We start from the raw sequence: 24,661 nt of genomic DNA, 5'->3' as shown, positions 1-24,661 counted from the left end.
CTCTACGACGATAAAAGATCGGTTCTGGCTACCTTGATCAGGGCCTGATAGATCTTGCTGAGCATGCGTTGGGCCTGCTCTTCGGAGACCCCGATCGGCTCGTATCGGGCTGTAAAGACAACTTCACATTGATAGTCATCGCCCATAATCTGCAAAGTCGCCCGGTAATGCTCAAACGGGATGGAGCCGCGCTGCGTCGTAGGCATGCACTACATCGGGGATGTGGGCTCAAAACAGTCTGCTGGCTGGAAGCTTTTTAACTATGTCACCGGCGGTGGCCTGGAATGGAAACCCATGCCGAACGTTTTCAACCGTATGGCAATCGGTGATCGCTATTATGAAATACCCACCGGGCCAGAGGCATACAGCAATTTGCTCAAGGAGCATTTCCCCCACGAAGCAGATGGCATCGACCAATACATAAACCTGGTCGTCAAGGTTGCCAAAAGTTCAGCTGGCTACTTTGCCCAGAAGGCAATGTCAATCAACGCAACGGACTCCGTTTACGACGCAATGTGTGCCACTTTCCACAGCTACTCGGACCGCCTCACGCTCGACGTCCTTTCCGAGCTGATTACCGACCCAGAGCTGATTGCGGTTATCTGTGCCAACTATGGCGATTACAGTCTGGAACCCACCAGAAGTTCGTTCGCGATGCACTGCATGCTGGCCAAACATTATCTCAATGGCGCCTTCTATCCCGTGGGGGGCGGAATGACATTTTCCAGATTGATGGCGCCGCTCATCGAGCGCGCGGGTGGGACGCTCTTGTACGGCGCCGAGGTCACCGAAATACTCGTTGAAGATGGGATTGCCCAAGGTGTTCGTCTCAGCTCCGGAGACGAGATACGCTGCCCGGTGATCGTCAGCAACGCAGGTGTACGGAACACTTTTTCTCGACTGCTGCCACAACAGGTCAGCCAGGATGCCGGTCTTGACCGACTCCTGGAAAATGTCATCGAGACGTATGCCGTGGTCGGCATCAATATCGGTTTCAATCGATCAGCAGAAGAAATCGGCTTCACGCCGGCGAACATCTGGTCACACGCGACAAACGATTTCCAGGCCAACTTGGAAGCGCACCGAAAAGACTTCAACGCCCCCTTCCCCTGGTACTTCATCACCTTCCCGTCCGCCAAGGACGCTTCCTGGCATGAAGAGTTCCCCAACAAGGCCACTGTCGAGATGTATGCTTACACGGACTATAAACATTTTAAACAGTGGGAGGACACCCGCTGGATGAAGCGCGGCGATGATTACCTTGCACTCAAAGAGCAGATCGGCAAACGGTTGCTGGCCGAACTCTTTCGCCACGTTCCCCAGGCTCGGGAAGCACTGGATTACTTTGAAGTATCCACGCCATTGAGTTACGAGACGTTTGCCAAACGTGAGCATGGCGGGTTCATGGGAATCGAATCGTCCCCCCAGCGTTTCAGACAACATTGGCTGCGGGCGCACACCCTTATCAAGGGGCTCTATCTCACTGGACAGGACGTAGCGACTGATGGGGTCATTGGCGCCCTTGTCGGCGGTGTGCTGTGTGCGTCTGCAGTAATTGGCAAAGATCTGATGTCTCACATCCGATCGTCGTAAGCTCCTGGCTAGCAATAGCCATACTGCCCTGCCGCAATATATATCTTTGCAGCGTCTCATGGCTTATATGGCAGAGCTACATTAGTGCCGTCTAAACGTTCATGTCGAAACGGCATTAATGTTGAACATTCGCGTCATCGTGCAAACCGCTTATAATGCGCCTGGCAGGCAACGTTCCTATTTAACAGCGCGTGACCGATTCTGATCGACCCCGCAACCTGCCACCGACGGTGAGCGATTTGCGAAGCGCTATAGACAGCCCACTCAACTTCACCCAGATTGTTGCACTGCCCCCCCCCCAGCGCGCAACCAAGCAAGACGCGGTCTTTTGTGGCCGGCGAGAGCACAGCCGCACTGGCAATGGCTGTTCTCGGGCTCGTAATGGAGTAGAGTTCGTGCAAACCCCGGCGGCAAGTCGGGGCATTCAGTTTTTTGCCGAACGCAGTCTAAGCGGGAATAAATTTCAATGCGCCAAGTTAGACACCGTATACCCCAATCCGATATCGAAGTCATCCGTAGAAGACCATCGATAACCGCCTTAAGATCACCAACCAGTTAGTCCTGCTGGCAGCACTATGTCGTCCTTAGCTATCCAACACCCGTTGCAAATAAATCGCCAACTCGGTTGCAAACCGCCGCTCGGGCGTCTCGAAATCGATGTCAAACAGCTCTTGAATTCGCGCCAATCGATACCGTAGCGTGGTCACGTGCACGCCCATCGCGTCCGCACACGCCTGGCTGCGGCAGTTTTCACGCAGGTACGCGGTGAGGGTTTCCAGATACGGTGTCTGGTGTTTGCGATCATGTTCCAACATGGCACCGACGCTTTCGTTGACGAAGGTGCGGATATCCTCCCCCCCCACTGCTGCGACGAAGATCGGAATGGGGCCGAAGTCCTGGTCGGAAATCGGTCCGCTGCGGCCTAAGGAATGGGCTATGTCGATTAGACGGCAGCAGCGTTCCCACGCAGCCGGATAATCCGCCAGCACCCGGCACACGCCGCTGGCCAGCAGGATCGGCTCGGCGCCCAGGTAGTGCGCCAGGTCATCCGCGATCTGCCGCTTGATCTTGCTCAAGCGCTCGCCTTGCGCCGGCACCATGCACACCAGGCGGTTGTCGACGATGATCACCGTGGCCTGCATCCCCGCCCGTTGCAGGATACGCGCGACGTTGTGGTGCAGATTCTTCGCCTCCCGGGCCTTGGCGCCGTAGTCGATGATGATCATCTGCTGTGGCGTGCTGAAGCTGATGCCCAGGCGTTGGGCCCGTTGCTGGATGTCATCGGCATCGCGCCAGCGGCCTTCGAGCACTTCGAACAGCAACTCGGTCTGGGTGCGGGTTTCAAAACGGAAGCGGATAAAGCTGCGCATCATCTGCACGCTCAAGGCGAACTTGGCGCTTTCCAGCATCAGCAAATCCAGCTCGTTGACCGGTGCCGCCACCGGGAACAACACCAGCGCGCCCACCAGTTCGTGGTCGACCATCAACGGTTCGATCTGCGCTCGCAACGTAAACTGGCGCTGGCCATCGTCAAGGAACAGGTTGACCGTATTGCGCAGGGCACTGCGCAAGCTTTCCTGGGCGGCCTTGGTGATCTGCACGCTGAGCACCCCGGCGACCGCAGCCTGCCAGGCGTTGTCATCAAACAGCGCAGTGTCCGGCGAGCGCCCCGCCACCACCTGGTTGGCGGTGAAGTCCACGGCGATCACCGGGTTGGGTAACTGGTCACCCACCATCAACGATAACGACGCCACCGAGCCGCCGCTCAGCACGTGTTCCAGCATCGTGGTGTGCACCTTCAAGGCCTGCTGCATACGCTCGGCGGCGCGGCGCTCGGCTTCCAGCTGGCGCTGGCGCTCCACCGCGATGGCGCCCAGGTGGATGATCATGCCGAGGAACACCCGGTCTTCTTCCGACACGTCCATCAGCGTGCGGGAAATCACGCTGAGCACCATGGGCCGGCCATCGAAGTCGGTGCAGTTCATCGGCATCACCATCACCGTGCGGTAATCGCGCTCCAGGGATTCGCGGCGGTAGCCGGGGTACTCGCATTCGCGCACGTCGCGGATGAATACCGCCTCGTTGCGTTGCAGGGCGGTCATCACCGGGCTGGACGACAGCTCCCAGCAATCCACCAGCGGGCGCTGCACCAGGGTCGGGTCGTGGCGGGCGATGACGTGGCCGAAGCCGGCGTCCATGTCGATGGCCATGATCGAGCTCATGGTCCAGTGGGTGTGGCGGCAACTGGCGTACACCAGTTGGTGCAGCATCGACTGCAAGTCACCGCCGGAGTTGATCTGACTGGCCACATCCCGCAACGACAGTATCTGCATTTCTCGATTCAAGGCGCTCACCCGAACATGGAAGTCACGGCAGCCACGTTGCCTGCCAGGCCCGCCTAATACTTGCGCCGGTTCAGAGCAATGTCCAGTGGATTTGCACTCCGAAATCACGGAAGACGCTGTTGGCCAATGCTCCTAGCCTAAGGCCACAACCAACAGCCACAAGGGCGACGAGTCATCATGAATCTGGAAAATCTGGGCGTCAGGAAGTACTGCACCTTTATCGAAGAAACCCATATCGAAGGCGGCAAGGACGCCGGCAAACCCATCACCCTGATCGTGGTTGCCGCGGTGTTGAAAAACCCTTGGGCCGGCCAGGGCTTCGTTGAAAACCTGCGCCCGGAAATCCTGCGCCTGGCCCCGGGCCTGGGTTATGAAATGACCCGCCGCCTGATCTCCCTGATGCCCGGCGGCAAGGTCGAAGCCTTCGGCAAGGCCGCGGCGGTGGGGGTCAACGGTGAAATCGAGCACGCCTCGGGCCTGATCCACACCCTGCGCTTCGGCAACCTGTTTCGCGAAGCCGTGGAAGGCACCGCCTACCTGAGCTTCACCAACACCCGTAACGCCCCCGGCGCCCTGCTCTCGCTGCCGATGGTGCACAAGAGCGAAACCGGCAAGCGCTCACACTTTCTCACCGCCAACTTCCAGATCGCCGATGCGCCGGGCCCCGACGAAGTGCTGATCGCTATCGGCGCCAGCGACGGCTCCCGTGCGCACCCACGGATTGCTGATCGCTACCAGGATATGGCGGAGATGGAAGCGGAACTGCCTAAGGACTGACGCCTCGCTGCCAATCCGAGCAAAACTTTCATCCATGTTCCTCCTAATCGACGCAAGCCCACGGGTCCCCTTCCTCGTAGGCTTGCTTAACACCACAAGAACAAAGGAGTACCCCGATGCCGAGCACCGTGATCAGCGCCAACGTTGCAGCCGTCGATCCGGGCGCCTTGCGCCAGGCCTTCGGCACCTTCGTCACCGGCGTCACCGTCATCACCACCCATGACGCCGACGGCAACCCACGCGGCATGACCGCCAATTCGTTCACCTCGGTGTCTCTCGACCCGCCGCTGCTGCTGGTGTGCGTGGGCAAGTCCGCCGCCAGCTACACCGCGTTCGCCAACACCGAACAGTTCGCCGTCAACCTGCTGCATGAAGGCCAGGTCGACGTCTCCGGCACCTTTGCCTCCAAGTCGCCGGACAAGTTCCACACCGTCAACCACGACACCGTGCACACCGGCGCGCCGATCCTCACCGACAGCCTGACCTGGTTCGACTGCAGCGTGCACCAGCGCATCGAAGCCGGCGACCACCTGGTGCTGATCGGCCAGGTGCGCGCCTTCGGCACCAGCCCCAAGCTGCCGCTGTGTTTCTGCCGGGGCCGCTACGCCAACATCCAGGACCCGCTGCCGGCCAGCTGGCTGGACTCCCACAAGATGATCATCGGCTACCTGATCGAAGCCGACGGCGGGATCCTGTTCCGCGCCGATGGCAATGGCGGCTGGACGCTGCCGGTGGCCGGCAAACGCAAAGGTTTTATCGACGCCGGTAACAGCTCGCTGCCGGTGGAACAGGAATCGACCTTCCTGTACTCGGCCTTCGATGTCGACGACACCGACCCCGGCTACCTGATCTACCGCGCCCAACTCGGCCCGTTCGACGCCGAGCTGCCCGACACCCTGCGCGTCTTCCCGCTGGACGCGTTGCCCATCGAACAGATGCCGGTCAACGAACTGCGCTCGGTGGTGCGCCGCTATGCCCGCGAGCGCCAGAACCAGCAGTTCGGCATCTACACCGGCTCCGCCGCCAGCGGCCGCATCGCGATGCTCGAAAACGCGCCCCTTTGACACGTACCCACAGGACTCCTGCATGAAAACCACGGTCAGCGCCCTTGAGGGCAACCGCCTCAACCTGTTTATCGACGGCCGCTTCGTTGCGCCCGTCAGCGACACCTACGTCGACAGTTTCGACCCCACCACCGGCCGGTCCTGGTACCAGTTCGCCCAGGCCGATGCCGGTGACGTCGCCCGCGCCGTCGCTTCCGCCCACAAGACCTTCAACGACCCGCAGTGGCGCAATATGACGCCCACCGCACGGGGCAAACTGTTGTATCGCCTGGCCCAGCTTGTGGCCGAGCACGCCGAAGAACTGGCGCTGCTGGAAACCCGCGACAACGGCAAGCTGCTGCGGGAAATGCGCGCCCAGATGAGCGCCCTGCCCGACGCCTACATCTACTTCGCGGGCATGGCCGACAAGCTGCAAGGCGAGGTGATCCCGGTCAACAAGCTCAACCAGCTCAACTACAGCAGCCGGGAACCGTTGGGCGTGGTCGGCATGATCACCCCGTGGAACTCGCCCTTGATGCTGCTCACCGGCACCCTCGCGCCGTGCCTGGCCATCGGCAACACCGTGGTGATCAAACCGTCGGAACACGCCAGCGCCTCCACACTTGCACTGGCCGAATTGATCATCGAAGCCGGCTTTCCGGCGGGTGTGGTCAACGTGGTCACCGGCAACGGCGCCGTCACCGGCGATGCGTTGACCCGCCACCCGGACATCGCCAAATACGTGTTCACCGGCAGCACCGACACCGGCCGACGCATCGCCGGCAACGCCGCCAACAACCTGGTGCCGTGCCAGATGGAATTGGGCGGCAAGTCGCCCCACGTGGTGTTTGCCGATGTCGATATCGAGAAGGCCGTGAACGGCGTGGTCTCCGGGATCTTCGCCGCCGCCGGGCAAAGTTGCGTGGCCGGTTCGCGCTGCTTTGTCGAGGCGCCGATCTACGACAAATTCGTCGAGGCCCTGGTGGCCCGCACCCAACAGATCACCGTCGGCCACCCGATGGAAGAACACACCGACATCGGCCCGCTGGCCCTGCAAGCCCAACTGCAAAAGCTCGAAGGCTACATCGCCAGCGGCGCCAGACAGGGTGCGCAGATTGCGGTCGGCGGCAAGCGCCCGAACGCCGCGAATCTGTCTGAAGGCTGGTACTTCGAACCCACGGTGATGGCCGACGCCACCAACGACATGCCGTTCATGCGCGATGAACTGTTCGGCCCGGTAGTGGGCGTGATGCCCTTCACCACCGAAGAGCAAATGCTCAACCTGGCCAACGACACCCACTACGGCCTGGCCTCGGGCATCTGGACCCAGAACATCGATCGCGCCCTGCGTTTTGCCAACCGCATCGATGCCGGCACGGTGTGGATCAACACCTACCGCAGCTCGGCCTACATGTCCGCCAATGGCGGTTTCAAACACAGCGGTTATGGCCGTCGCGGCGGCTTTGACGTGATGCGCGAGTTTTCCCGGGCCAAGAACGTGGTCATCGATTATTCCGGCGAAATGCAGGACCCCTTCGTCATTCGCCTGCGCTGATTATTCAAGGAGCACCTTATGAAATTCGCCGTATCCCTGAGCATGGAACGCTTCTCGCCGGACGTGCCGATGCAGACCGTCATGGCCAACCTGCTGGAGCTGGCAAAGATCGCCGATGCCGGCGGCTTTGAAACCCTGTGGACCTCCGAGCACCACACCCTGGAATGCACCATCGCGCCCAACCCCTTCCAGACCCTGACCTGGCTCGGCCAGCACACCGAACGCATTCGCCTGGGCACCGCGACCCTCGCCGCGGCCTATTGGCATCCGATCCGCCTGGCGGGCGAAGCCGCGCTGTGTGATCACCTGACCCAAGGTCGCCTGGAGTTCGGGATTGCCCGCGGTTCCTACCAGTACGAATTCGACCGCATGACCCCCGGCCTGCAACAGCAGGAAGGCGTGGGCTACATGAAGGAACTGGTGCCCGCGGTGCAAAAGCTCTGGACCGGCGACTACGCCCACGACGGCCACTACTGGAAATTCCCGCAGACCGCTGCGGTGCCCAAGCCATTGCAAAAAGGCCATCCACCGATCTGGGTGGCCGCACGGGACCCGGGCACCTTCGATTGGGCGGTGAGCATTGGCGCGAACATCCTGTCCACCCCGCTCTCGCTGCCGGCGGCCGAAATCGCAGTGCTCAGCGAGAAGTTCAACAAGGCCGTGGCCGACAACCCCCACGTGCCGCGCCCGCGCTTCATGATGCAGCGCCGCACCTGCGTGTACGCCAATGCCAACGACTGGGAACTGCCGGTCAAGCACAGCATGGACTTTGGCCGCGCCTTCGAAAACCTGATGCAGAACATCGGCACCGTGCACAACGGCTTCCCGGAGCCGGTGCCGTTTGAAAGCGTGCGCGGCAAAGACAACTACAACCCGGAAAACCTGCGACGCAACCTGATGTTCGGCACCCCCGAGGAGATCATCGAAAAGCTGCTCGACTACGAAGCCGCCGGTGTCGACCAGTATTGCCTGGGCCTGACCTTCAACCTGCCGTTCGAACTGCAGAAGCAGACCCTGCGCCTGTTCATCGATGAAGTGATGCCGTTCTTCGCCGAGCGCGAACGCGCCAAACAACGCGACAAGGTCAGCGCGTGATGGGCCAGGCACAACGTTTCAGCGTGGCCAACGTCACGCTCAACTACCGCCTGGACGGGCATGGGCCGCGCCCGCTGGTGTGCATCCATGGCGTGGGCTCCAGCCTTGAGGCGTGGGCCGAGACAGTGGCCGGCTTGCAAGAGCAATTCACCGTGCTGACCTTCGACCTGCGCGGCCACGGCCAGTCGTCGCGTACACCCGGGCGTTACGAGATTGATCACTTGGTGGGTGAGGCGCTGGCCCTGGCGGATCACGTGGGTTTCAAGCAGTTCGACCTGGCCGGGTTCTCGTTGGGCGGGTTGATCGCCCAGCGCATGGCCCTGACGCACCCGGCGCGGGTGCGTCGGTTGGTGCTGCTGTCGACCGTGGCCGGGCGTAACGCCGAGGAGCGCGAGCGGGTGCAGGCGCGGCTTGCCGCCTTGCAGGCCGGGGAGCCCGTGGCCCACTACGAGGCGTCGTTGTCGCGCTGGCTGACCGAGGACTTTCAGGCACGCCATCCCGAGGCCGTCACCCGCCTGCGCCAACTGAATGCCGAGAATGACCCCGGCTGTTATGCCGCGGCGTATCGCATCCTCGCCGAGTCGGATTTCGGCGAGCAACTGTCACGGATCCACTGCCCCACCCTGATTGCCACCGGTGCCGACGATGCCGGCTCCAACCCGCGCATGGCCGCGTTCATGCATGCGCGCATCGAGGGCTCGCAATTGCAGATTCTGCCGGGGCTGCGCCATTGCATTCTGATCGAGGCGCCGCAACGGGTGGCCGCCCTGATACGCGATTTTCTAACCGATTCGGAGACCCATCATGGATAAATCATTGCAGGCCCAAGGCGAAAGCGTTCGCCGCCAGGTCCTCGGCGATCGCTACGTCGACCAGGCCCTGGGCCGCGCCGACGACTTTTCCCGGCCCTTCCAGGCGGTGCTCAACGAGTACTGCTGGGGCATGGTCTGGACCGACGACAGCCTGGACCTCAAGCAACGCAGCCTGCTCAACCTCGGCATGCTCGCGGCACTGGGGCGCATGGACGAATTCGGCACGCATTTTTGCGGCGCCATTCGCAACGGCCTGACGGACGACGAACTGCGTGCCGCCCTGGTGCAGATCGCGGTGTACTGCGGTGTGCCAGCGGGTGTGGAGGCGTTTCGCGTGGCCCGCAAAGCCCGGGAAAGCATGGTTCCATCGGATACCACGACCGGTTGACGCCCAACCCTTGCACTCGCCACACCGCTCATGCTGTAAGTGCCCAGGCACCCCAACAAGAAATTTTTGCGACTGCACCTTGCGTCGTCATAGCTCGAAGATTTTTAACTGCCAGTAGCCCAAAAATTTCTATTGATGAAGTTTTCCGCAGATAGCAAAACAACAATTGGAGGCAATTGGTGAGCGAACGACTAAAGATTGAGAACCTCTACAAGGTCTTCTCCTCCACGCCCGACAGAGCCATGCAGCTCTTGACCGCCGGGGCCAGCAAAGACCGGATCCTGGCCGAGACCGCCACCGTGGTCGGCCTCAACAACGTATCGCTGTCGATTCCAAGCGGCGCGATCTACATGATCATGGGCCTCTCGGGCTCGGGCAAATCCACCCTGGCGCGTTGCATCAACCGCCTCAACGAACCGACCGCGGGCAAGATCCTGCTGGACGGCGAAGACCTGGTGACCCTCGACGAAAACCAGTTGCGGGAAGTGCGCCGCACACGCATCTCCATGGTGTTCCAGCACTTCGCCCTGCTGCCGAACAAGACCGTGATCGAGAACACCGAGTTCGGCCTCAAGCTGCGGGGTGTCTCGGCGGCGGAGCGGCGCAAACGCGCCCTGGAAGTGCTGGCCATCGTGGGCCTGGCCAAGTGGGCCGATCACCAGCCCCACGAACTGTCCGGTGGCATGCGCCAGCGCGTCGGCCTGGCCCGTGCACTGGCCACCGACGCCGATGTGCTGATCATGGACGAAGCCTTCAGCGCCCTCGACCCGCTGATCCGCACCGAGATGCAGGACGAGTTGCTGCGCCTGCAACGCACCCTGAAAAAAACCATCCTGTTCATCACCCACGACTTCCAGGAAGCCCTGAAGCTGGGCACACGCATCGCGATCATGGCCGACGGCCAAGTGGTGCGCGAGGGCACGCCCCAGGAAATCGTGATGGACCCGGGCAGCGATTACGTCGCGGCGTTCACCCGGGAGGTGGACCGTTCGCGGTTATTCGACGCGCGCTCGATCATGGAGCAGGCACACACGCTGCTGGTACAGGGCGACACCCGGGTGGTGGGCAATGACAGCGCGGCAGCCTTTGTGCTCAGCACCAGTGGCAAGGCCGTCGGCGTGCTGGACTCGGCGGCGCTACTGGCGGTGGGCGGCGGCGCCGACGCACTGCAACAGTTGTCGAGCCAGTTCGTCAGCGTACCGGCCAACGCCAAGCTGGTGGAAGCCGCACGCCTGCTCAAGCCGGGCCTGCCGGTGGCGGTGGTGGATGGCGACGGGCTGTTCGTCGGCACGCTCAACAGCGCGCACATTCTTGATTGCATAGCCAGCGTCCCGGCCCCGCGCCCTGCCGCTGCGGAGGTTGCACAGCATGCTTAGTTCAGAAGACCTCGCGGTTCTGCCCGTAGACCAATGGATCAGCCAGGGCGTGGAGTGGCTGGGGATTCATCTGCGGCCGATGTTCCAGGCGATCCGCTGGCCGGTGGAGCATTTGCTGGGCTTAAGTGACACGGTGATCCATGCGATCCCGTTCCCGGTCATGGTGCTGCTGATGTTCGTGATTGCCTATCGCGCCGCGAGCCTGGGAGTGGCGGTGTTCAGCGCCGTGGCCCTGGTGGTGATCGCCGCGCTGGGAGTGTGGGACGAGGCCATGACCACCTTGTCGCTGATCACCACGGCGATTGTGATCTGCATGGTGGTGGGCATCCCGGTGGGCATCTGGTGCGCCCGCAGTGAGCGGGTGTGGGGCGTGATGCGGCCGATTCTCGACATCATGCAAACCACGCCGACCTTCGTGTACCTGGTGCCGGTGGTGATGCTGTTTGGCGTCGGCACCGTGTCGGGTGAAGTGGCGGTGGTGATCTCTGCCTGCCCGCCGCTGATTCGCTTTACCTACCTGGGCATCCGCATGGTCGACACCGAACTGGTGGAAGCCGGCCATGCCTTTGGTGCCGACAAGCGCCAGTTGCTCTGGGAAATCCAGCTGCCCCTGGCGATCCCGACCATCCTCGGCGGCCTCAACCAGACCGTGCTCACGGCCATGGTGATGTCGGTGGTGGTGGCGATGATCGGCGCCGAAGGCCTGGGCCTGGTGGTGCTGCAAGGCCTGGGGCGGATGGACGTGGGCCGCGCGGCGGTGGGTGGGATTGCCATTGTGCTGCTGGCGATGATGCTCGACCGCATCACCCAGAACCTGGCGCAGCCGACGGTGCGCAAACGCAAGTCGCTGTTCAAGCGCCTGCTGAATCCGAACCCGGTAAACGCATAAAAATACAAGAAATCATGAATGCCCGTTGTTGACTGCCAACCCTGACCATAACGAGAAAAAAAAGAGGAAATCATGATGCATCCATTCAAAGCCTTGCTTGGATTTGCAGCAGTGTTGTACCTGGCAAGTACGCAGGTGTGGGCCGAGGATTTACCCGGCACCGGCAAGACCATCCGCTTCGTGCAATCGGAGAGCACCGGCGGCAACTACGTACTGACCAAAATCGCGATCGAGGCCACCAAGCGCCTGGGCTATGCAAGCAAGTTGAGCACCGTGAACACCACGCTGTTCTTCCCCGCCGCCGCCCAGGGCGACCTGGATTTGTCGATGGACGTGACCTTGCCGATGCTGCAACCCAGCTTTGACAAGGTGAAGGACCGCACCGAAGTGGTGGGCGCAGGCTTCATTACCGGCGCCGGCTACAACGGCTACATGATCGACAAGAAAACCGCCGATGCGTACGGCATCACCAGCCTGGAGCAAATGAAGGACCCGAAAATCGCCGGGCTGTTCGGCAAGGACGGCAAGGCCAACCTGATCAGTTGTGACCCGGGTTGGGGCTGTGGTGATGTGGTGGATTACCAGCTCGACAAATTCGGCCTCAAGGACACGGTGAATCCGGTTCGCGGCAAGTACGAAGCGCTGATGTTCGAAAACGTCGCCCGCCTCAAACGTGGCGAGCCGGTGTTTTTCTATGCGTGGGCACCGTCGTGGATGACCAACACCATGGTGCCGGGCAAGGACGTGGTGTGGTTGCCGACGCCGTTTGATGCGTTGCCGGGCAATGTGCCGAGCACCACGTCGGCACTCACGCCCGGGGTTGCCGGGTGTGCCGGCGGGGCCGATCCGTGCCGCATGGCGATGGCGGCGTGGAACTGGTACGCGATCGGCAACAAGCAGTTCATCGCGGCGAATCCGGCGATCAAGAAGCTGGTGGAGCAGATGACGTTCTCCCAGGCGACCTGGAGTTATTGGGAAAAAACCATCAGCGCCGACGGCTCCAGCGAACGCAATATTCGCAAGCTGGCGGAGGACTGGATGAAAGAAAACAAAGCGACCTTTGACGGCTGGATAACCACCGCAAAAACCGCGAAGTAGCACCCATTCAATGTGGGAGCTGGCTTGCCTGCGATAACGATGTTGAATTCACCGTTGCCATCGCAGGCAAGCCAGCTCCCACAGTTGATTTTCACCCGCCGCAAAAAAACCTGTTTTGCCGCCAGCAATCAGAAAAAACCCACTGCCCCACCCCCACCAAACCACCAATCCCGCACGCGCCCCTGCCCTAGCATTACTCCCACTCAGACGAACCGGAGTGAACCCGATGACCTACAAACACCCACTGCTGTTCAAGGCCCTGTGCTACGTCGACGGCCATTGGGTCCACAGCGCCAGTGCCAGCACCATGGCCGTGCACAACCCGGCGAACCAGCAACTGATCGGCCATGTGCCGATGCTGGAAAAACCCCAGATTGTCGCCGCCATCGACGCCGCACACCGCGCCTTCCCCGCCTGGCGTGAACAGAGCCTCGATGCCCGCGCCACGATCCTGCGGCGCTGGGCGGCCCTGATCCTCGAACACCAGGAAGACCTCGCCCGCATCCTCAGCCAGGAACAGGGCAAACCGCTTGCCGAAGCCCGCGGCGAAATCGCCTATGCCGCAAGCTTCATTCCGTGGTTCGCCGAAGAAGCCCGGCGCCTGTACGGCCAGAACATTCCCAGCCATATCCCCGGTGCGCACCTGGGCACCCTCAAGGAACCCGTGGGCGTGTGCGCCCTGCTGACCCCGTGGAATTTCCCCTCGGCGATGATCACCCGCAAGGCCGCTGCCGCCCTCGCCGCCGGTTGCACGGTGGTGGTCAAGCCCGCCCATGAAACCCCCTACTCGGCCCTGGCCCTGGCGCAACTGGCCGAGGAAGCCGGCTTCCCGCCGGGGGTGTTCAACGTAGTGCTGGGCGAACCGCAGATGGCCATGCAAACCCTGGTGCAGGACAGCCGCGTGCGCTCGGTGAGCTTCACCGGCTCGACCCGGGTCGGCAAGCTGGTGTTGCAGGCGGCGGCACAGGACGTGAAGAAGGTCTCGCTGGAACTGGGGGGCAATGCGCCGTTTATTGTCTGCGCCGATGCCCACCTTGAGCACGCCGTGAAAGTCGCAGTGGAGGCCAAATTCCAAACCACCGGCCAGGACTGCTGCGCCGCCAACCGGATCATGGTGGAGCGCTCGGTCTATCCCGAATTCCTCAGCCGTTTCGCCGCCGCCGTGCGGGAGCTGCGGGTCGGCCCGGCGTTGATCGGCGGCCAGGAGCAAAACGTCGATATCGGCCCGCTGATGCACCAGGCCGCCTTCGACGTCACCGCCGAGCGTGTGGCCGATGCCCTGGAGCTGGGCGCAAACCGTCTGGTGGGCGGCGAAGCCCATGCACTGGGCGGCCTGTTTTACCAGCCCACGGTACTCGCCGATGTGACCCCGCAGATGCGCATCTACCGCGAAGAAAACTTCGCGCCGATCGCCGGGGTGATGCCGTTCGACTCGATTGAACAGGCCATCGAGATGGCCAACGACACCGAATACGGCCTGGCCGCCTACATTTGTTCCAACCGCCTGGACCTGATCTACCCACTGATCCGCCGCCTCGACCACGCCATGGTCGCCGTCAACGGAGTGAAATTCACCGGCCACCCGATTCCCTTCGGCGGCATGAAAGCCTCGGGCCTGGGCCGTGAAGGCGGCGCCGAGGGCTTCGAAGCCTTTGTCGAAACCAAATATTTTTGCCTGCATCACCAAGGCCAATTCCAAGGAGAGCAACCATGAGCCAAGCACTCGAAAGCCTGTTCGAACAAGACCGCGCGCACTTCATGCACCCATCCACCCACGCCCATGACCACGCCAGCGGCGCGCTCAAGGGCCGCATCATCCAGAGCGCATCGGGCATCCGTATTCGCGACCATGAAGGCCGTGAATTCATCGATGCGTTTGCCGGCCTGTACTGCGTGAACATCGGCTACGGCCGCACCGAAGTCGCCGATGCGATCTACAAGCAAGCCAAGGAACTGGCCTACTACCACACCTACGTCGGCCACTCGACCGAGGCGATCATCGAGCTGTCGAGCCGTATCATGGACTGGGCGCCCGAGGGCATGAAAAAGGTCTATTACGGCCTGTCCGGCTCCGACGCCAACGAAACCCAGATCAAGCTGGTGCGTTACTACAACAACGTGCTGGGCCGCCCACAGAAGAAGAAAATCATCTCCCGTGATCGCGGCTACCACGGTTCGGGCATCATGACCGGCAGCCTTACGGGCCTGGCAGCGTTTCACCAGCATTTCGACCTGCCGGAACATGGCATCCAGCACACCGTTTGCCCCCACTGGTACCGCAAGGCGCCGGCGGGCATGGACGAGGCGGCATTCGTGCGTTACTGCGCCGACGAGCTGGAAAAAATGATCCTCGCCGAAGGCCCCGACACCGTCGCCGCCTTCATTGGCGAACCGGTGATGGGCACCGGCGGCATCGTGGTGCCACCGGCCGGTTACTGGGCGGCGATCCAGGCGGTACTCAACAAGTACGACGTGCTGTTGATCGCCGATGAAGTGGTCTGCGCCTTCGGCCGCCTTGGTTCGAAAATGGGCAGCCAGCGCTACGGCATGCGCCCGGACCTGATCACCACCGCCAAGGGCCTGACCAGTGCGTATGCACCGCTGTCGGCGGTGATCATCGGTGAGAAGGTGTGGGACGTGATTGAAAAAGCCTCGACCCATGAAGGCGCCATGGGACATGGCTGGACCTACTCCGGGCACCCGATCTGCGCGGCGGCGGCATTGGCCAACCTGGATATCCTGGAACGGGAAAACCTCACCGCCAACGCGGACGAAGTCGGCAGCTACCTGAATCGTCGCCTGCGGGAAACCCTCGAAGGCCATCCGCTGGTGGGCGAAGTGCGCGGTGACGGCATGCTCGCCGCCGTGGAATTCATGGCCGACCGCGAGCAACGCACGCCGTTTGATGCGGCATTGAAGGTCGGCCCGAAAGTGTCGGCCGCCTGCCTGGAGCGCGGCATGATCGCCCGGGCCATGCCCCATGGCGACATTCTTGGCTTTGCACCGCCGCTGATCCTGACCAAGGCCGAGGCAGACCTGATTGTCGACATCACCAAGGGCGCGATCGACCAGGTGGCCGGGGAAGTGTTGGGCTGATGCTTTAAATGTGGTGAGGGAGCAAGGCTCCCTCACCCCTGGTTAAGCTGATAGCCTGATACTTACCCGCCCGCCTGCCGAGTCCGCTCCCGATGCACAAGCTTGACCGTTATGACCTGAAAATCTTGCGCATCCTCTCCGAGGACGGGCGAATCACCAAGTCGAGCCTGGCCGAAGCCATTAACCTCTCGGTGACCCCCGCCTGGGAGCGCGTACGTAAGCTGGAAAGCGCCGGCCTGGTCAAGGGCTATCGCGCCGTGATCGACTGGAACCAGGTGTTCAAGAGCCAGCAACTGCTGGTGGAAATCACCCTCGCCCGGCACACCGCCCAAGACATGCGCCGCTTCGAACAACGCATGAGCGACGCCCCCGAAGTCGAGTTCTGCTACGCCACCGGCGGCGGCGTGGACTATATCGCGATGATCCGCGCAGCCGACATCGACCAGTACCAACGCTTTATCGACCAGTTACTGCTGGAAGACTTGGCGATTGAGCGTTACTTCACCTATATCGTGACAAAGACTATCAAGCTCGGCGGGGCTTCGCCAACCCAAATATTGAACACTTTACCATCCGTCAACTAATATGTTTTTGGTAGAAATGACTTAGCATAAAATTTGAAGCCACCACTTTCAATACATCAACAACCGACACGCCACCATGCATAAAATCATCGTTGAGCCAGACGAATACGTTATCGCCATAACTGACATGCATACTCCCCACTTCCTTCGCCGCCGCTAAAGAATTATGCTGGCGCTGAATATTCCGCTGAACAACACACCAGAGGATAATAATGGTGCCCTTGCTAAAACCGCCACAAGGTTGTTGCTAATGTCCGGTCGATCACGTCGAATAGATTGTTATCGAGCGCCATGTCCATGCGGCCAATGATGTCACCGATCATTCACGCAGAATCAACGTCATCAAAGGCCTTGGTAATCAGCGCATACTCGGTTCTCGGTGAAACCTTACAGCAGTACAGTCAGACGGTTTCATAAGCCATGCAAATGATCTGATAAGCGAAACTCACCGAGACGACTGATTGCATGATAAAAGAACTGCAAGAAGGTAAATTTTATGGTGATTACAGTCAGTTTCCATAAGAATCAAACACTTGTTTGCAAGCTATGCTTTCAACCTCATCTGATCACTCGCTCAGTAAATAAAAAAGCACGCCACTTTTTACTTCTATCGTTAGCAAATATAAAGTCAGGGCTTTTTAATTGTGGCTTTTTTCACAGTTGTCTCATAGAATCAATTGCGTAGGCTAGCTCCTCTCAGATTTGGTCTACGTTTCCATTTTTTACCCAGCCGTCACACGCTGGGTTTTTTTTACATTTATAGCGCAGCAGTAAACTGGCCGATAAACAGAGTTATAGTATTGAGACTAACGCACCTACAAAACAAATGGGGTCATACGGATCCGAGCTGTGCTGAGATCCGCTAGGTACACAACGAGGCAGGAGACGCGCCTAGCGTCTGCCCATTGTATTCTGCCAACTTATCTACGGATAAATCCCCTCCGTTTTTAGTCAACCCTCAGTCATGCAGGGCACGTCCTTATCTAATCAACTCTACGATAGAGAGATTAGGCGTTGAGCGACCATCTCAGGAGAACGATCTATTGAAATACCACTATTTTTAATTACCAGATTAGGACATATATTCAACAACTGAAATTGGGCTTATTTAGCCGAGCGTAGTGAAGTACACCTTCGACTTTAATTATCTCCATGACTATTATATGTCGATGGTAGAAACCTGACCTACAGCAACTTTATTATTGAGAAAATTCAGAAGAGCTCGACGCCAGGAATCGCTCCGACTTATAGAACAGCTATTTTTTAAAACTTTTCGACTCATTCACTACCATGTTTTTTGGCCGAATGCCAATACTATTAGTCATGACATCACACTAAACTAAGTAAAGCCGATCCTTCATAGAGAAACAATTAATAGTTACCGGCCCGAATTATTCGCATAACTATCACTCGAATGACATCCGCTCCGTGAAGGTACTGTTAAAAACTCATACATATAGAACCCGTTCCCTCTCCAGACATGCGTGGTTGAATCTTATTGAGCTTGATCAGTTAGACTGGTTTTCGGCTTGACGACGACCGTCGTAGTGGTCCCCGCCGATAAAAGCATTCCTGTTGGGATGAAATCAATATGAATACGTACGGGGACACGCTGCGCAAGACGCACCCAGTTGAATGTCGGGTTGACGTCCGCGATGAGTTGCTGGCTCTGCGGATTATCACGATCGTAAATCGCCCGCGCGATGCTAACGACATGTCCACTCATACGCTCCCCACTCATTAGCTGCATTTCAGCCTCGTCTCCAATGCTAATCCGCGGCAGCTTGGTTTCTTCAAAATACCCGTATACCCAGAAGGAATTTTTATCAACCACCGCAACTTGAGCAACCCCCACCTGCGAATAGTCACCTTCGTGCACATCGAGGTTGGTGACATAACCATCTACAGGAGCCAATACACGAGTGCGCTCTACATTCAGCCTCGCTGCTGCTACCGCGGCCAATGACTCGCGATAAGCAGCTTGAGCTGCTGCTGCTGTATTCCTCGCATCATCCAGACTTTCTCTGGAAACCACATCGTCATCCATTGCTGCGCGGCGCTTGGCATTGAGATTGCGCATTTCCATCGTGGCCCTACGCGAAGCAGCCAACGCCTCTGCCTGTTCCAATAAAATTGCATAATGTTTCGGATCTATCTCTAGGAGTACATCTCCTTTTTTTACCAACTGATTGTCCGTAATCGGAACACGAGTAATCACGCCGGCCACTTCTGCTGCGACATTCACGATATTTGCGCGCACTCGCCCATCACGAGTCCAAGGCTTTTCCATGTAATTAAACCAGAGAGCACGACCGATCATTACGGCAGCGCAAGCAATAGCCAGCGTGGCAAGCAGACCAAGTAACGGTTTTAATTTCATATTTTATCTTCAATTATAAACCATAAGGGACAAACTACCGAACAGACAGACGTATAACGAGACCCGAAAGAGAGCTGGATGCCAAGAAAAATTATATATGCCCATCGCCGCGAATAATCGGTCCAACGTCCAACATATAACCGCTGCTACCGCAGCGAGCAGGGTAAGCGTTGGAAAATATACACCTTGAAATGCCAGTTCACGCGGCAGCTCATCAAAAAGAATCATATTAATTCCCAACTGTTGCGAAAGTTTCATCAGCGAGCGGTGACTCTGGGTCAAGCAAGCTGCTTCGAATGAAATGCAAATAGCTGGTGATTCGACGAAGGGGTGAATATTCAAAGTGATGTTCAAACGCCCCCATGGCTTCGACAGTCGTGGCAATAGCGTATTCAACTGCTTCAAGCGTGTTTTCGCGGAGAGCTACACTAGGGTGGCGGAATAGTTCGGCCAATGCCATACCCATTCCCCTGACAGCTTGTCGCCAAGGTGCTGTTGGCGCGTAACAGGCCAGATCTGGCAGCCGTGATTGTTCCTCCCGCAATTCAATGATTCCATGACCGACCTCAAGTACCAGGAACATCCAGCGCAACAAGGATCTTTGCACTTTGGGGTGCGTGGCTGAGACTCCATAAGCCTGATTCATCAAGTCACGAGTAGAGCTCTCAAAACGCTCACTAAGCCCCACCAGTTTACTGGTCATGGCTCGGGTAACTCTCATGCGCAAATCTTGCTCCAGGCGACGCCATAGCCAGGCACTTGTTGGTGGTAATAGGATTGCTGCAAATAGCGCAGCGGCTGTCTGCGAGAGAACTAACGCGATATATTGGTTAATCAAATTGCTAGGATCGTAAACGGTCAGGTTGGCGGGTACCGCACCGAACGAAAAGAAAATCAGCAACCCCATCCCATAGCCCGCATAAGGAGGTTTCACCGTAAGATATCCACCGGCGATGTATACGGGGGCGAGCGCCAAGCACAGCAAGGGAAAGCCATCCAGATGCGGAAAAACAAAAAACATCTCAATACAGCCTAAGATCGCGCCGCAAAAGGTGCCAACTGCCATCTGCCTGGCTTGCTTTGCTGGGTTCGGGGTGGCAGATAACATTGCGGCAATTGCAGTGGCCACCAGAACGAAAGTACTACCGCTAGGCCAAGCCGTCTCGATCCAAACGGTGCCTAGAACAAGGATCATGATTGCGGTGCGCGCACCCGCTACCAAAGCACCGACCAGATTGGCTTTCGATGAAAAACCAAATCTCCAGTTTTCACGCTCATGGTGGTGATCCGCCAGCGACGCATGCGTCAAAAGGTAGTTATGTAAATCAGTCACGAGCCGATAGAGCAGCTCTCCCGCTGTTTCGAAATCCATCTGAATAGTACGGCTTGAACCATTCATCTGAAGTCCCACTCGCGCACTCCTGATTATTTCCCTCAATGCGTCTTGGTGTGCAATCAGTTCTCGCGCTAACACCTCCGCGTCGATATCGGTGAGCGGCTTACCCGCCCAAGGCATCAGAAGCTCTTTTAGGAGTTCTAGGCACGGCGTCAATGCATCCAAAGCGGCATACTCACCTTTACGCCCAAACCTGACTAGCACCTGATGCAACGCGTGATAACGTGTCGTAACCCCCATGAACTCACTGTTTGCGCGTGCAAGACGTCCCGCGCGGAGGCGCATATGTGGATCTTCGAACCAGGTGGCGCTGCGCAATGCCTCCAAACCTATCGCCTGGGAAACAAAGTTTATATTGGCGGCCTCAAAGTGCTTTTCCACTCCTCCACCAAGATTATCGAGAACAAATTGTGTGAACTCACCAAAGCGTAGATAAAGCGCATTACGCATCGCGGCGGCAGATGTCTGCGGTAGTATGACCGCGCTAACGACGCCGGAGCATACAATGGCCAAGAAAATCTCAAGCAATCGCCAGACCGCCAACATAAAAGCGTCTTGTGGTTGTAGCACCGCAGGGAGGCCGATTTGAGTCGCACTATACCCTGCAAGAACACACGCATAAGAGCGGAAGTCTCGATATCGCGCCGCACCGGCAGTGCAAAGGCCTACCCAGAGCGCAACCACCATTAAAAATAGAACTCTCTCCTGTGAGAACAACGCAATTAACACAAGCATTACTGCAAGCCCTATTACACTGCCAAGCATGCGATAAAAACTTTTCGCAAATACTTGCCCGCTTTGTGGCTGCATTACAATAAAAACTGTAATCACCGCAATGCTGGGCTGCGCAAGTTCGAAAACATAGGATAACCACAGCGTCAAAAATGCGGCAATCAACAGTTTAGCGATATAAACCCAAACCACACCATCAGTTCTTGCCCATTCAAAGAATGCTCTACAAAAAACATCGATAGATGCTTGCGTGCCATTTTTTTTAAACATGTTAATAGCTACGCTCATGCTTCGCAGTTTCAATGTACCTTACCCGAGAGTTCATCGGATACTGATCAATCGGAACTCCCCCCCCTAACGCAACGACAAGATCAGCCTGTGTTTTTAATAAACCAGCCTCCACACGCCGCAACTCAATGCGCTGCTGAAACATTTTGCTCTGTGCATTTAATACATTTAGATAGCCAGTCAGTCCGCCCCGAAATGCTTTCGTCGAGATGCTGAAGGCTGCCTCTGCGTACTCCACCGCCTTTAGTGCATGTTGATGTTGATTGCTCAATGAATTAAAACGGATAAGTTGATCCGAAATGCCTTTCAATGCATTGACAATTGTCTGATTGTACTCATCCACTGCAGCATCATAGGTCGCAGTTTGATAGCCGTATTGCTGGCGGCGTCTTCCTGCGTCAAAAATTGGTAACGAAATTGCTGGCCCTGCGTTGTAGTTGAACTTGCTTTTAGTCAGATACTCCAGCACCCCTCCGCCAACGGCACTGAATCCTAAGGTCGCAACCAAGTCCACATTGGGATAAAAGTCGGCCCGTGCTACATCCATACCCTTGGCCTGTGCTGCAATTTTCCAGCGTGCAGCCACAACATCGGGTCGATGCCCTACAAGCTCCAGGGGAACTGCGGTTGGCAATGCCGTGGAAACGCCTAACGACAGCGCTGGCCGCTTAATTACCGAGCCTGCCCCGGGGCCCTTCCCGGCCAATGCTGCGATCTGATTACGAGTCAAAACAATACCTTGATCAATTGCTTCAATTTTTCGCTCAGTTTCCGGCAAAGCCATCTGCGCTTCGACTATTTCCAACCTCGGGCCCAAGCCGCCAGCGAATCGACGTTTGGCGATAGATAATATTTCCTGCTGCTGTTGAAGCGTCGATTTAGCGATATCCAACTCCGCGTATTGTAAAGATAGCTGGATGTACACTCGGACAATATTGCTAACCAACTCAAGCTGGACCATTTGCGCCTCAGCTGCGGACATATATGCTAGATCCGTGAACCGCTCGGACTCACTGCGGTTACGTCCCCAGAAATCAAAGGCATAGCTAAAACCCAGATCAGTGTTGTTATCCCATGTGGTGGTATCGGCAAGGTCTCCAGCACCGTAGTGCTTATCCGTAGGCCACTTACGACGAAGAAGCGACGCATGGGCGCTCAATTGCGGAGATTCATTTGCGACCGCCAGGCCCGCCTGAGACAACGCCATGCGCACTCTAGCCGCAGCCTGACCTAGTGTTGGACTATTTTCCAGCGCTAGACTGACCCAATGATTGAGCTGAGGATCAGCATAGGCGCTCCACCATTGAGCCGACGGCCAAGCTGCGTCCTTGTTGGCAGATTCAATGGCTGCATCCAGTATCAACTCACTATCACCTACAAGTCTTTCCTGCGGGGAAATGCCATGCGATCCAATACAACCTGTGAGCAAGGTGAAAAAGGCCACAGAACAGAGAAACGCCAGGCCGTTAACGAAGTGTCGCAACACGGTAGAAGTCCTGGAGGATATAGTGGTGTTCGAGGTAACCCCAGAACGGAGCTGTGTATCATGGCAAGCAGAGTGGCTCGTGATAAGACCGCTGGCTTGGGTTTCATTACGTACTAAATTGCAATAATCCGTTTTCCTTTGGCAGGTAGAATCGTTGCTCACCACAAGCGATAAGGCTCCAAATGGATACTCTGCAAACCATGCGCGCGTTTGTCTGCGTGGCTGAAACAGGCAGCTTCAGCTGTGCTGCCAAACGGCTCGGCTGCACAAACTCATATGTGTCGAGGGCCATTGCAACCCTCGAAGCGCATTTACAGACACGACTCCTCAACCGCACAACTAGGCAAATTGCCCTGACCGAAGCGGGTCAACGATATCTTTCGCGTTGTGAACACATTTTCCTGTCTCTCGAATTGGCAGCAGCAGAAGCGAGTGACATGATTGCCCAACCCGTTGGTAAATTGCGTGTGCATTCGATGACAGGAGTCGGCCTGCATTACATCGTAAAAGCTATTGCTGGCTACCGGAAATTATATCCCGGTGTCAACTTCGAAATGACGATGGCCAATCGTGTACCTGATCTCGTGGAAGAAGGTTTTGATGTTTCCGTAGTCTTAGCAACTGAGCCACAAAGCTCAGATATGGTGTGGGAGCAAATTGGGGAGACCTACGGAGTTCTCTGCGCTTCTCCTCTTTATATAGAGGAGCATAGCCTACCCACATCACTCCAAGATTTGACGCATCACCAATGCCTGCGAATTCTGAGCAGAGTAATGACACTCGACTCATGGATTTTTACCGGACTCAGCGGTGAAGAAGCAGTCGAAATAAGAAACTCACCATTGACAGTTAATCATGGCGATGCGATGTTGAGGGCAATACAGTGCGGGATGGGGGTAGGTATTTTGCCAATTTATTCAGCCCAGCAAGGCCTACAAGATGGCACCTTAATTCGCGTTCTCAGCGAATACAAACTACAGTCTATTAATATTTATGCGCTTTATCAACCGCGAGAACATTTGGACGCAAAGATAAGAACATGGATAAGTTACCTTAGGAAGAGTTTTCCCGAAATACTCAATGAAACATCTAGTTCGACGGCACCGTAGTGAGTGGTTATACACCCAACTCTCTCACATATATCTGTACGTGCAAAAGTAGCGCATACGACTCCCAACTAGCGTATGTGATGTGATAATTAGTGAGAGGATATGCGATCTTGGAGCTTTAGGACATGGAGGTTCGCAACACGTTTGAAACGCGAAACCGAAGCCGGCAATGCTGACCGTGTCGCATAAGCGCCTACCGTCATAGATAGTGAAATGTTGTAAATTATTAGAACACAGCTGCCAAGGACTCCGCGACCAGTGCCGTCGGATAGTTTTTCGGCCTTAGAGCTCCAAGCGTGATCACTTCTTATCCTCGGGACTGGATAGGTAATTTTCCCCCGTTCCCCAGAGAATAAAGATCAACATGGCCAAAGCACGAAGTTTAATGATGTAGCGTTTAGCTCACCGCGTGAGAAGTGAAAATTATTGCGGAAACTGCAACAATACATAGCCCAGTGCAGCAATAGGAACCAGACAAGGCTGAATTTTAGTAAGCGACGGAAGTAATATTCCCATACCACCCTTAACATCCACAATTCCAGCAAGATACAGGAACCAAATAGGAATCCCTCCTAGCCAGCTCCACATTGCCGCCAACTTTTCGATAGATAAAAAACTT

Annotated in this window: 21 protein-coding genes; 14 read left to right on the top strand and 7 right to left on the bottom strand. The window is 57.4% G+C overall.

Annotated features, from left to right (window positions below):
- Positions 1-2: 2 nt before the first annotated feature.
- Complete coding sequence (locus tag PverR02_RS11645; RefSeq protein ID WP_079443407.1) at positions 3-206, bottom strand: SRPBCC family protein; 204 nt, start codon at positions 204-206, stop codon at positions 3-5.
- Between PverR02_RS11645 and PverR02_RS11640 the strand changes: the two genes are divergently transcribed.
- Positions 205-1,593 (top strand): phytoene desaturase family protein, encoded by a 1,389-nt coding sequence (locus PverR02_RS11640; protein WP_079443406.1) that lies wholly within the window; start codon positions 205-207, stop codon positions 1,591-1,593. The two genes, PverR02_RS11645 and PverR02_RS11640, sit on opposite strands and share 2 nt — an antisense overlap.
- A gap of 584 nt (positions 1,594-2,177) precedes the next feature.
- Here the strand turns inward: PverR02_RS11640 and PverR02_RS11635 are convergent.
- Entirely contained in the window at positions 2,178-3,926 is a 1,749-nt protein-coding gene (locus PverR02_RS11635) for a helix-turn-helix domain-containing protein (RefSeq protein ID WP_079443405.1), read from the bottom strand.
- A 189-nt stretch (positions 3,927-4,115) separates the two neighbouring features.
- Here PverR02_RS11635 and PverR02_RS11630 point away from each other — a divergent pair, with 189 nt between their 5' ends.
- The 12 genes from PverR02_RS11630 (at position 4,116) to PverR02_RS11575 (ending at position 16,651) form a co-directional block, all read left to right on the top strand.
- Positions 4,116-4,715: an amino acid synthesis family protein gene (locus PverR02_RS11630; protein ID WP_079443404.1), complete on the top strand. Its 600-nt coding sequence runs from the start codon at positions 4,116-4,118 to the stop codon at positions 4,713-4,715.
- 116 nt (positions 4,716-4,831) lie between these two features.
- A complete protein-coding gene (locus PverR02_RS11625) occupies positions 4,832-5,779 on the top strand; it encodes a flavin reductase family protein (RefSeq protein WP_079443403.1) in 948 nt (315 codons plus the stop codon).
- A gap of 22 nt (positions 5,780-5,801) precedes the next feature.
- Positions 5,802-7,313, top strand: coding sequence for an aldehyde dehydrogenase (locus tag PverR02_RS11620; RefSeq protein ID WP_079443402.1), 1,512 nt, complete (start codon positions 5,802-5,804; stop codon positions 7,311-7,313).
- 18 nt (positions 7,314-7,331) lie between these two features.
- Complete coding sequence (locus PverR02_RS11615) at positions 7,332-8,408, top strand: LLM class flavin-dependent oxidoreductase (RefSeq protein WP_079443401.1); 1,077 nt, start codon at positions 7,332-7,334, stop codon at positions 8,406-8,408.
- Positions 8,408-9,220: an alpha/beta fold hydrolase gene (locus PverR02_RS11610; protein ID WP_079443400.1), complete on the top strand. Its 813-nt coding sequence runs from the start codon at positions 8,408-8,410 to the stop codon at positions 9,218-9,220. Before PverR02_RS11615 ends, PverR02_RS11610 begins: the two co-directional genes overlap by 1 nt.
- Positions 9,213-9,608 carry a carboxymuconolactone decarboxylase family protein gene (locus PverR02_RS11605; protein ID WP_079443399.1) on the top strand — a complete coding sequence of 132 codons (396 nt, stop codon included), beginning with the start codon at positions 9,213-9,215 and terminating at the stop codon, positions 9,606-9,608. The genes PverR02_RS11610 and PverR02_RS11605 overlap by 8 nt, the downstream gene beginning before the upstream one ends.
- Positions 9,609-9,787: 179 nt before the next feature.
- Positions 9,788-10,984, top strand: coding sequence for a quaternary amine ABC transporter ATP-binding protein (locus PverR02_RS11600; protein ID WP_174630468.1), 1,197 nt, complete (start codon positions 9,788-9,790; stop codon positions 10,982-10,984).
- The gene (locus PverR02_RS11595; protein WP_079443397.1) at positions 10,977-11,873 is read left to right on the top strand and encodes an ABC transporter permease; all 897 of its coding nucleotides are present in this window, start codon (positions 10,977-10,979) and stop codon (positions 11,871-11,873) included. The genes PverR02_RS11600 and PverR02_RS11595 overlap by 8 nt, the downstream gene beginning before the upstream one ends.
- Before the next feature lie 72 nt (positions 11,874-11,945).
- Positions 11,946-12,971, top strand: a complete 1,026-nt coding sequence (gene proX, locus PverR02_RS11590; RefSeq protein WP_079443396.1) for a glycine betaine/L-proline ABC transporter substrate-binding protein ProX — start codon at positions 11,946-11,948, stop codon at positions 12,969-12,971.
- A gap of 226 nt (positions 12,972-13,197) precedes the next feature.
- Complete coding sequence (locus PverR02_RS11585) at positions 13,198-14,685, top strand: NAD-dependent succinate-semialdehyde dehydrogenase (protein WP_079443395.1); 1,488 nt, start codon at positions 13,198-13,200, stop codon at positions 14,683-14,685.
- On the top strand, positions 14,682-16,067 hold the full coding sequence (locus PverR02_RS11580) for an aspartate aminotransferase family protein (protein ID WP_079443394.1): 1,386 nt from the start codon (positions 14,682-14,684) through the stop codon (positions 16,065-16,067). Before PverR02_RS11585 ends, PverR02_RS11580 begins: the two co-directional genes overlap by 4 nt.
- Before the next feature lie 92 nt (positions 16,068-16,159).
- On the top strand, positions 16,160-16,651 hold the full coding sequence (locus tag PverR02_RS11575) for an Lrp/AsnC family transcriptional regulator (RefSeq protein WP_079443393.1): 492 nt from the start codon (positions 16,160-16,162) through the stop codon (positions 16,649-16,651).
- A 1,495-nt stretch (positions 16,652-18,146) separates the two neighbouring features.
- Here the strand turns inward: PverR02_RS11575 and PverR02_RS11570 are convergent.
- Genes PverR02_RS11570 through PverR02_RS11555 form a run of 4 tightly spaced genes read right to left on the bottom strand, consistent with a single transcriptional unit; the run spans position 18,147 to position 22,933 of the window.
- Positions 18,147-19,031, bottom strand: coding sequence for an efflux RND transporter periplasmic adaptor subunit (locus tag PverR02_RS11570; RefSeq protein WP_079443392.1), 885 nt, complete (start codon positions 19,029-19,031; stop codon positions 18,147-18,149).
- A 9-nt stretch (positions 19,032-19,040) separates the two neighbouring features.
- Positions 19,041-19,241 (bottom strand): DUF1656 domain-containing protein, encoded by a 201-nt coding sequence (locus PverR02_RS11565; protein ID WP_079445005.1) that lies wholly within the window; start codon positions 19,239-19,241, stop codon positions 19,041-19,043.
- A gap of 19 nt (positions 19,242-19,260) precedes the next feature.
- Positions 19,261-21,429: an FUSC family protein gene (locus tag PverR02_RS11560; protein WP_079443391.1), complete on the bottom strand. Its 2,169-nt coding sequence runs from the start codon at positions 21,427-21,429 to the stop codon at positions 19,261-19,263.
- Between the two features lies 1 nt (position 21,430).
- The gene (locus PverR02_RS11555) at positions 21,431-22,933 is read right to left on the bottom strand and encodes an efflux transporter outer membrane subunit (protein WP_079443390.1); all 1,503 of its coding nucleotides are present in this window, start codon (positions 22,931-22,933) and stop codon (positions 21,431-21,433) included.
- A gap of 182 nt (positions 22,934-23,115) precedes the next feature.
- Between PverR02_RS11555 and PverR02_RS11550 the strand changes: the two genes are divergently transcribed.
- Positions 23,116-24,042 carry a LysR family transcriptional regulator gene (locus PverR02_RS11550; RefSeq protein ID WP_079443389.1) on the top strand — a complete coding sequence of 309 codons (927 nt, stop codon included), beginning with the start codon at positions 23,116-23,118 and terminating at the stop codon, positions 24,040-24,042.
- A gap of 423 nt (positions 24,043-24,465) precedes the next feature.
- Here PverR02_RS11550 and PverR02_RS11545 read toward each other — a convergent pair whose 3' ends face one another.
- On the bottom strand, positions 24,466-24,648 hold the full coding sequence (locus tag PverR02_RS11545; protein WP_321572498.1) for a DoxX family protein: 183 nt from the start codon (positions 24,646-24,648) through the stop codon (positions 24,466-24,468).
- Between the last annotated feature and the right edge of the window lie 13 nt (positions 24,649-24,661).

Origin of the sequence: Pseudomonas veronii (assembly GCF_002028325.1) — a bacterium.
GTDB lineage: Bacteria > Pseudomonadota > Gammaproteobacteria > Pseudomonadales > Pseudomonadaceae > Aquipseudomonas > Aquipseudomonas veronii.
The sequence above is the reverse complement of the archived record's forward strand: the minus strand, read 5'-3'. Positions and strand labels throughout refer to the sequence as shown.

Coding starts and splice junctions, on each gene's coding strand:
- PverR02_RS11640 (WP_079443406.1), top strand. CDS start 205: ATGCACTACATCGGGGATGTGGGCTCAAAACAGTCTGCTGGCTGGAAG.
- PverR02_RS11645 (WP_079443407.1), bottom strand. CDS start 206: ATGCCTACGACGCAGCGCGGCTCCATCCCGTTTGAGCATTACCGGGCG.
- PverR02_RS11635 (WP_079443405.1), bottom strand. CDS start 3,926: ATGCAGATACTGTCGTTGCGGGATGTGGCCAGTCAGATCAACTCCGGC.
- PverR02_RS11630 (WP_079443404.1), top strand. CDS start 4,116: ATGAATCTGGAAAATCTGGGCGTCAGGAAGTACTGCACCTTTATCGAA.
- PverR02_RS11625 (WP_079443403.1), top strand. CDS start 4,832: ATGCCGAGCACCGTGATCAGCGCCAACGTTGCAGCCGTCGATCCGGGC.
- PverR02_RS11620 (WP_079443402.1), top strand. CDS start 5,802: ATGAAAACCACGGTCAGCGCCCTTGAGGGCAACCGCCTCAACCTGTTT.
- PverR02_RS11615 (WP_079443401.1), top strand. CDS start 7,332: ATGAAATTCGCCGTATCCCTGAGCATGGAACGCTTCTCGCCGGACGTG.
- PverR02_RS11610 (WP_079443400.1), top strand. CDS start 8,408: ATGGGCCAGGCACAACGTTTCAGCGTGGCCAACGTCACGCTCAACTAC.
- PverR02_RS11605 (WP_079443399.1), top strand. CDS start 9,213: ATGGATAAATCATTGCAGGCCCAAGGCGAAAGCGTTCGCCGCCAGGTC.
- PverR02_RS11595 (WP_079443397.1), top strand. CDS start 10,977: ATGCTTAGTTCAGAAGACCTCGCGGTTCTGCCCGTAGACCAATGGATC.
- proX (WP_079443396.1), top strand. CDS start 11,946: ATGATGCATCCATTCAAAGCCTTGCTTGGATTTGCAGCAGTGTTGTAC.
- PverR02_RS11585 (WP_079443395.1), top strand. CDS start 13,198: ATGACCTACAAACACCCACTGCTGTTCAAGGCCCTGTGCTACGTCGAC.
- PverR02_RS11580 (WP_079443394.1), top strand. CDS start 14,682: ATGAGCCAAGCACTCGAAAGCCTGTTCGAACAAGACCGCGCGCACTTC.
- PverR02_RS11575 (WP_079443393.1), top strand. CDS start 16,160: ATGCACAAGCTTGACCGTTATGACCTGAAAATCTTGCGCATCCTCTCC.
- PverR02_RS11570 (WP_079443392.1), bottom strand. CDS start 19,031: ATGAAATTAAAACCGTTACTTGGTCTGCTTGCCACGCTGGCTATTGCT.
- PverR02_RS11560 (WP_079443391.1), bottom strand. CDS start 21,429: ATGTTTAAAAAAAATGGCACGCAAGCATCTATCGATGTTTTTTGTAGA.
- PverR02_RS11550 (WP_079443389.1), top strand. CDS start 23,116: ATGGATACTCTGCAAACCATGCGCGCGTTTGTCTGCGTGGCTGAAACA.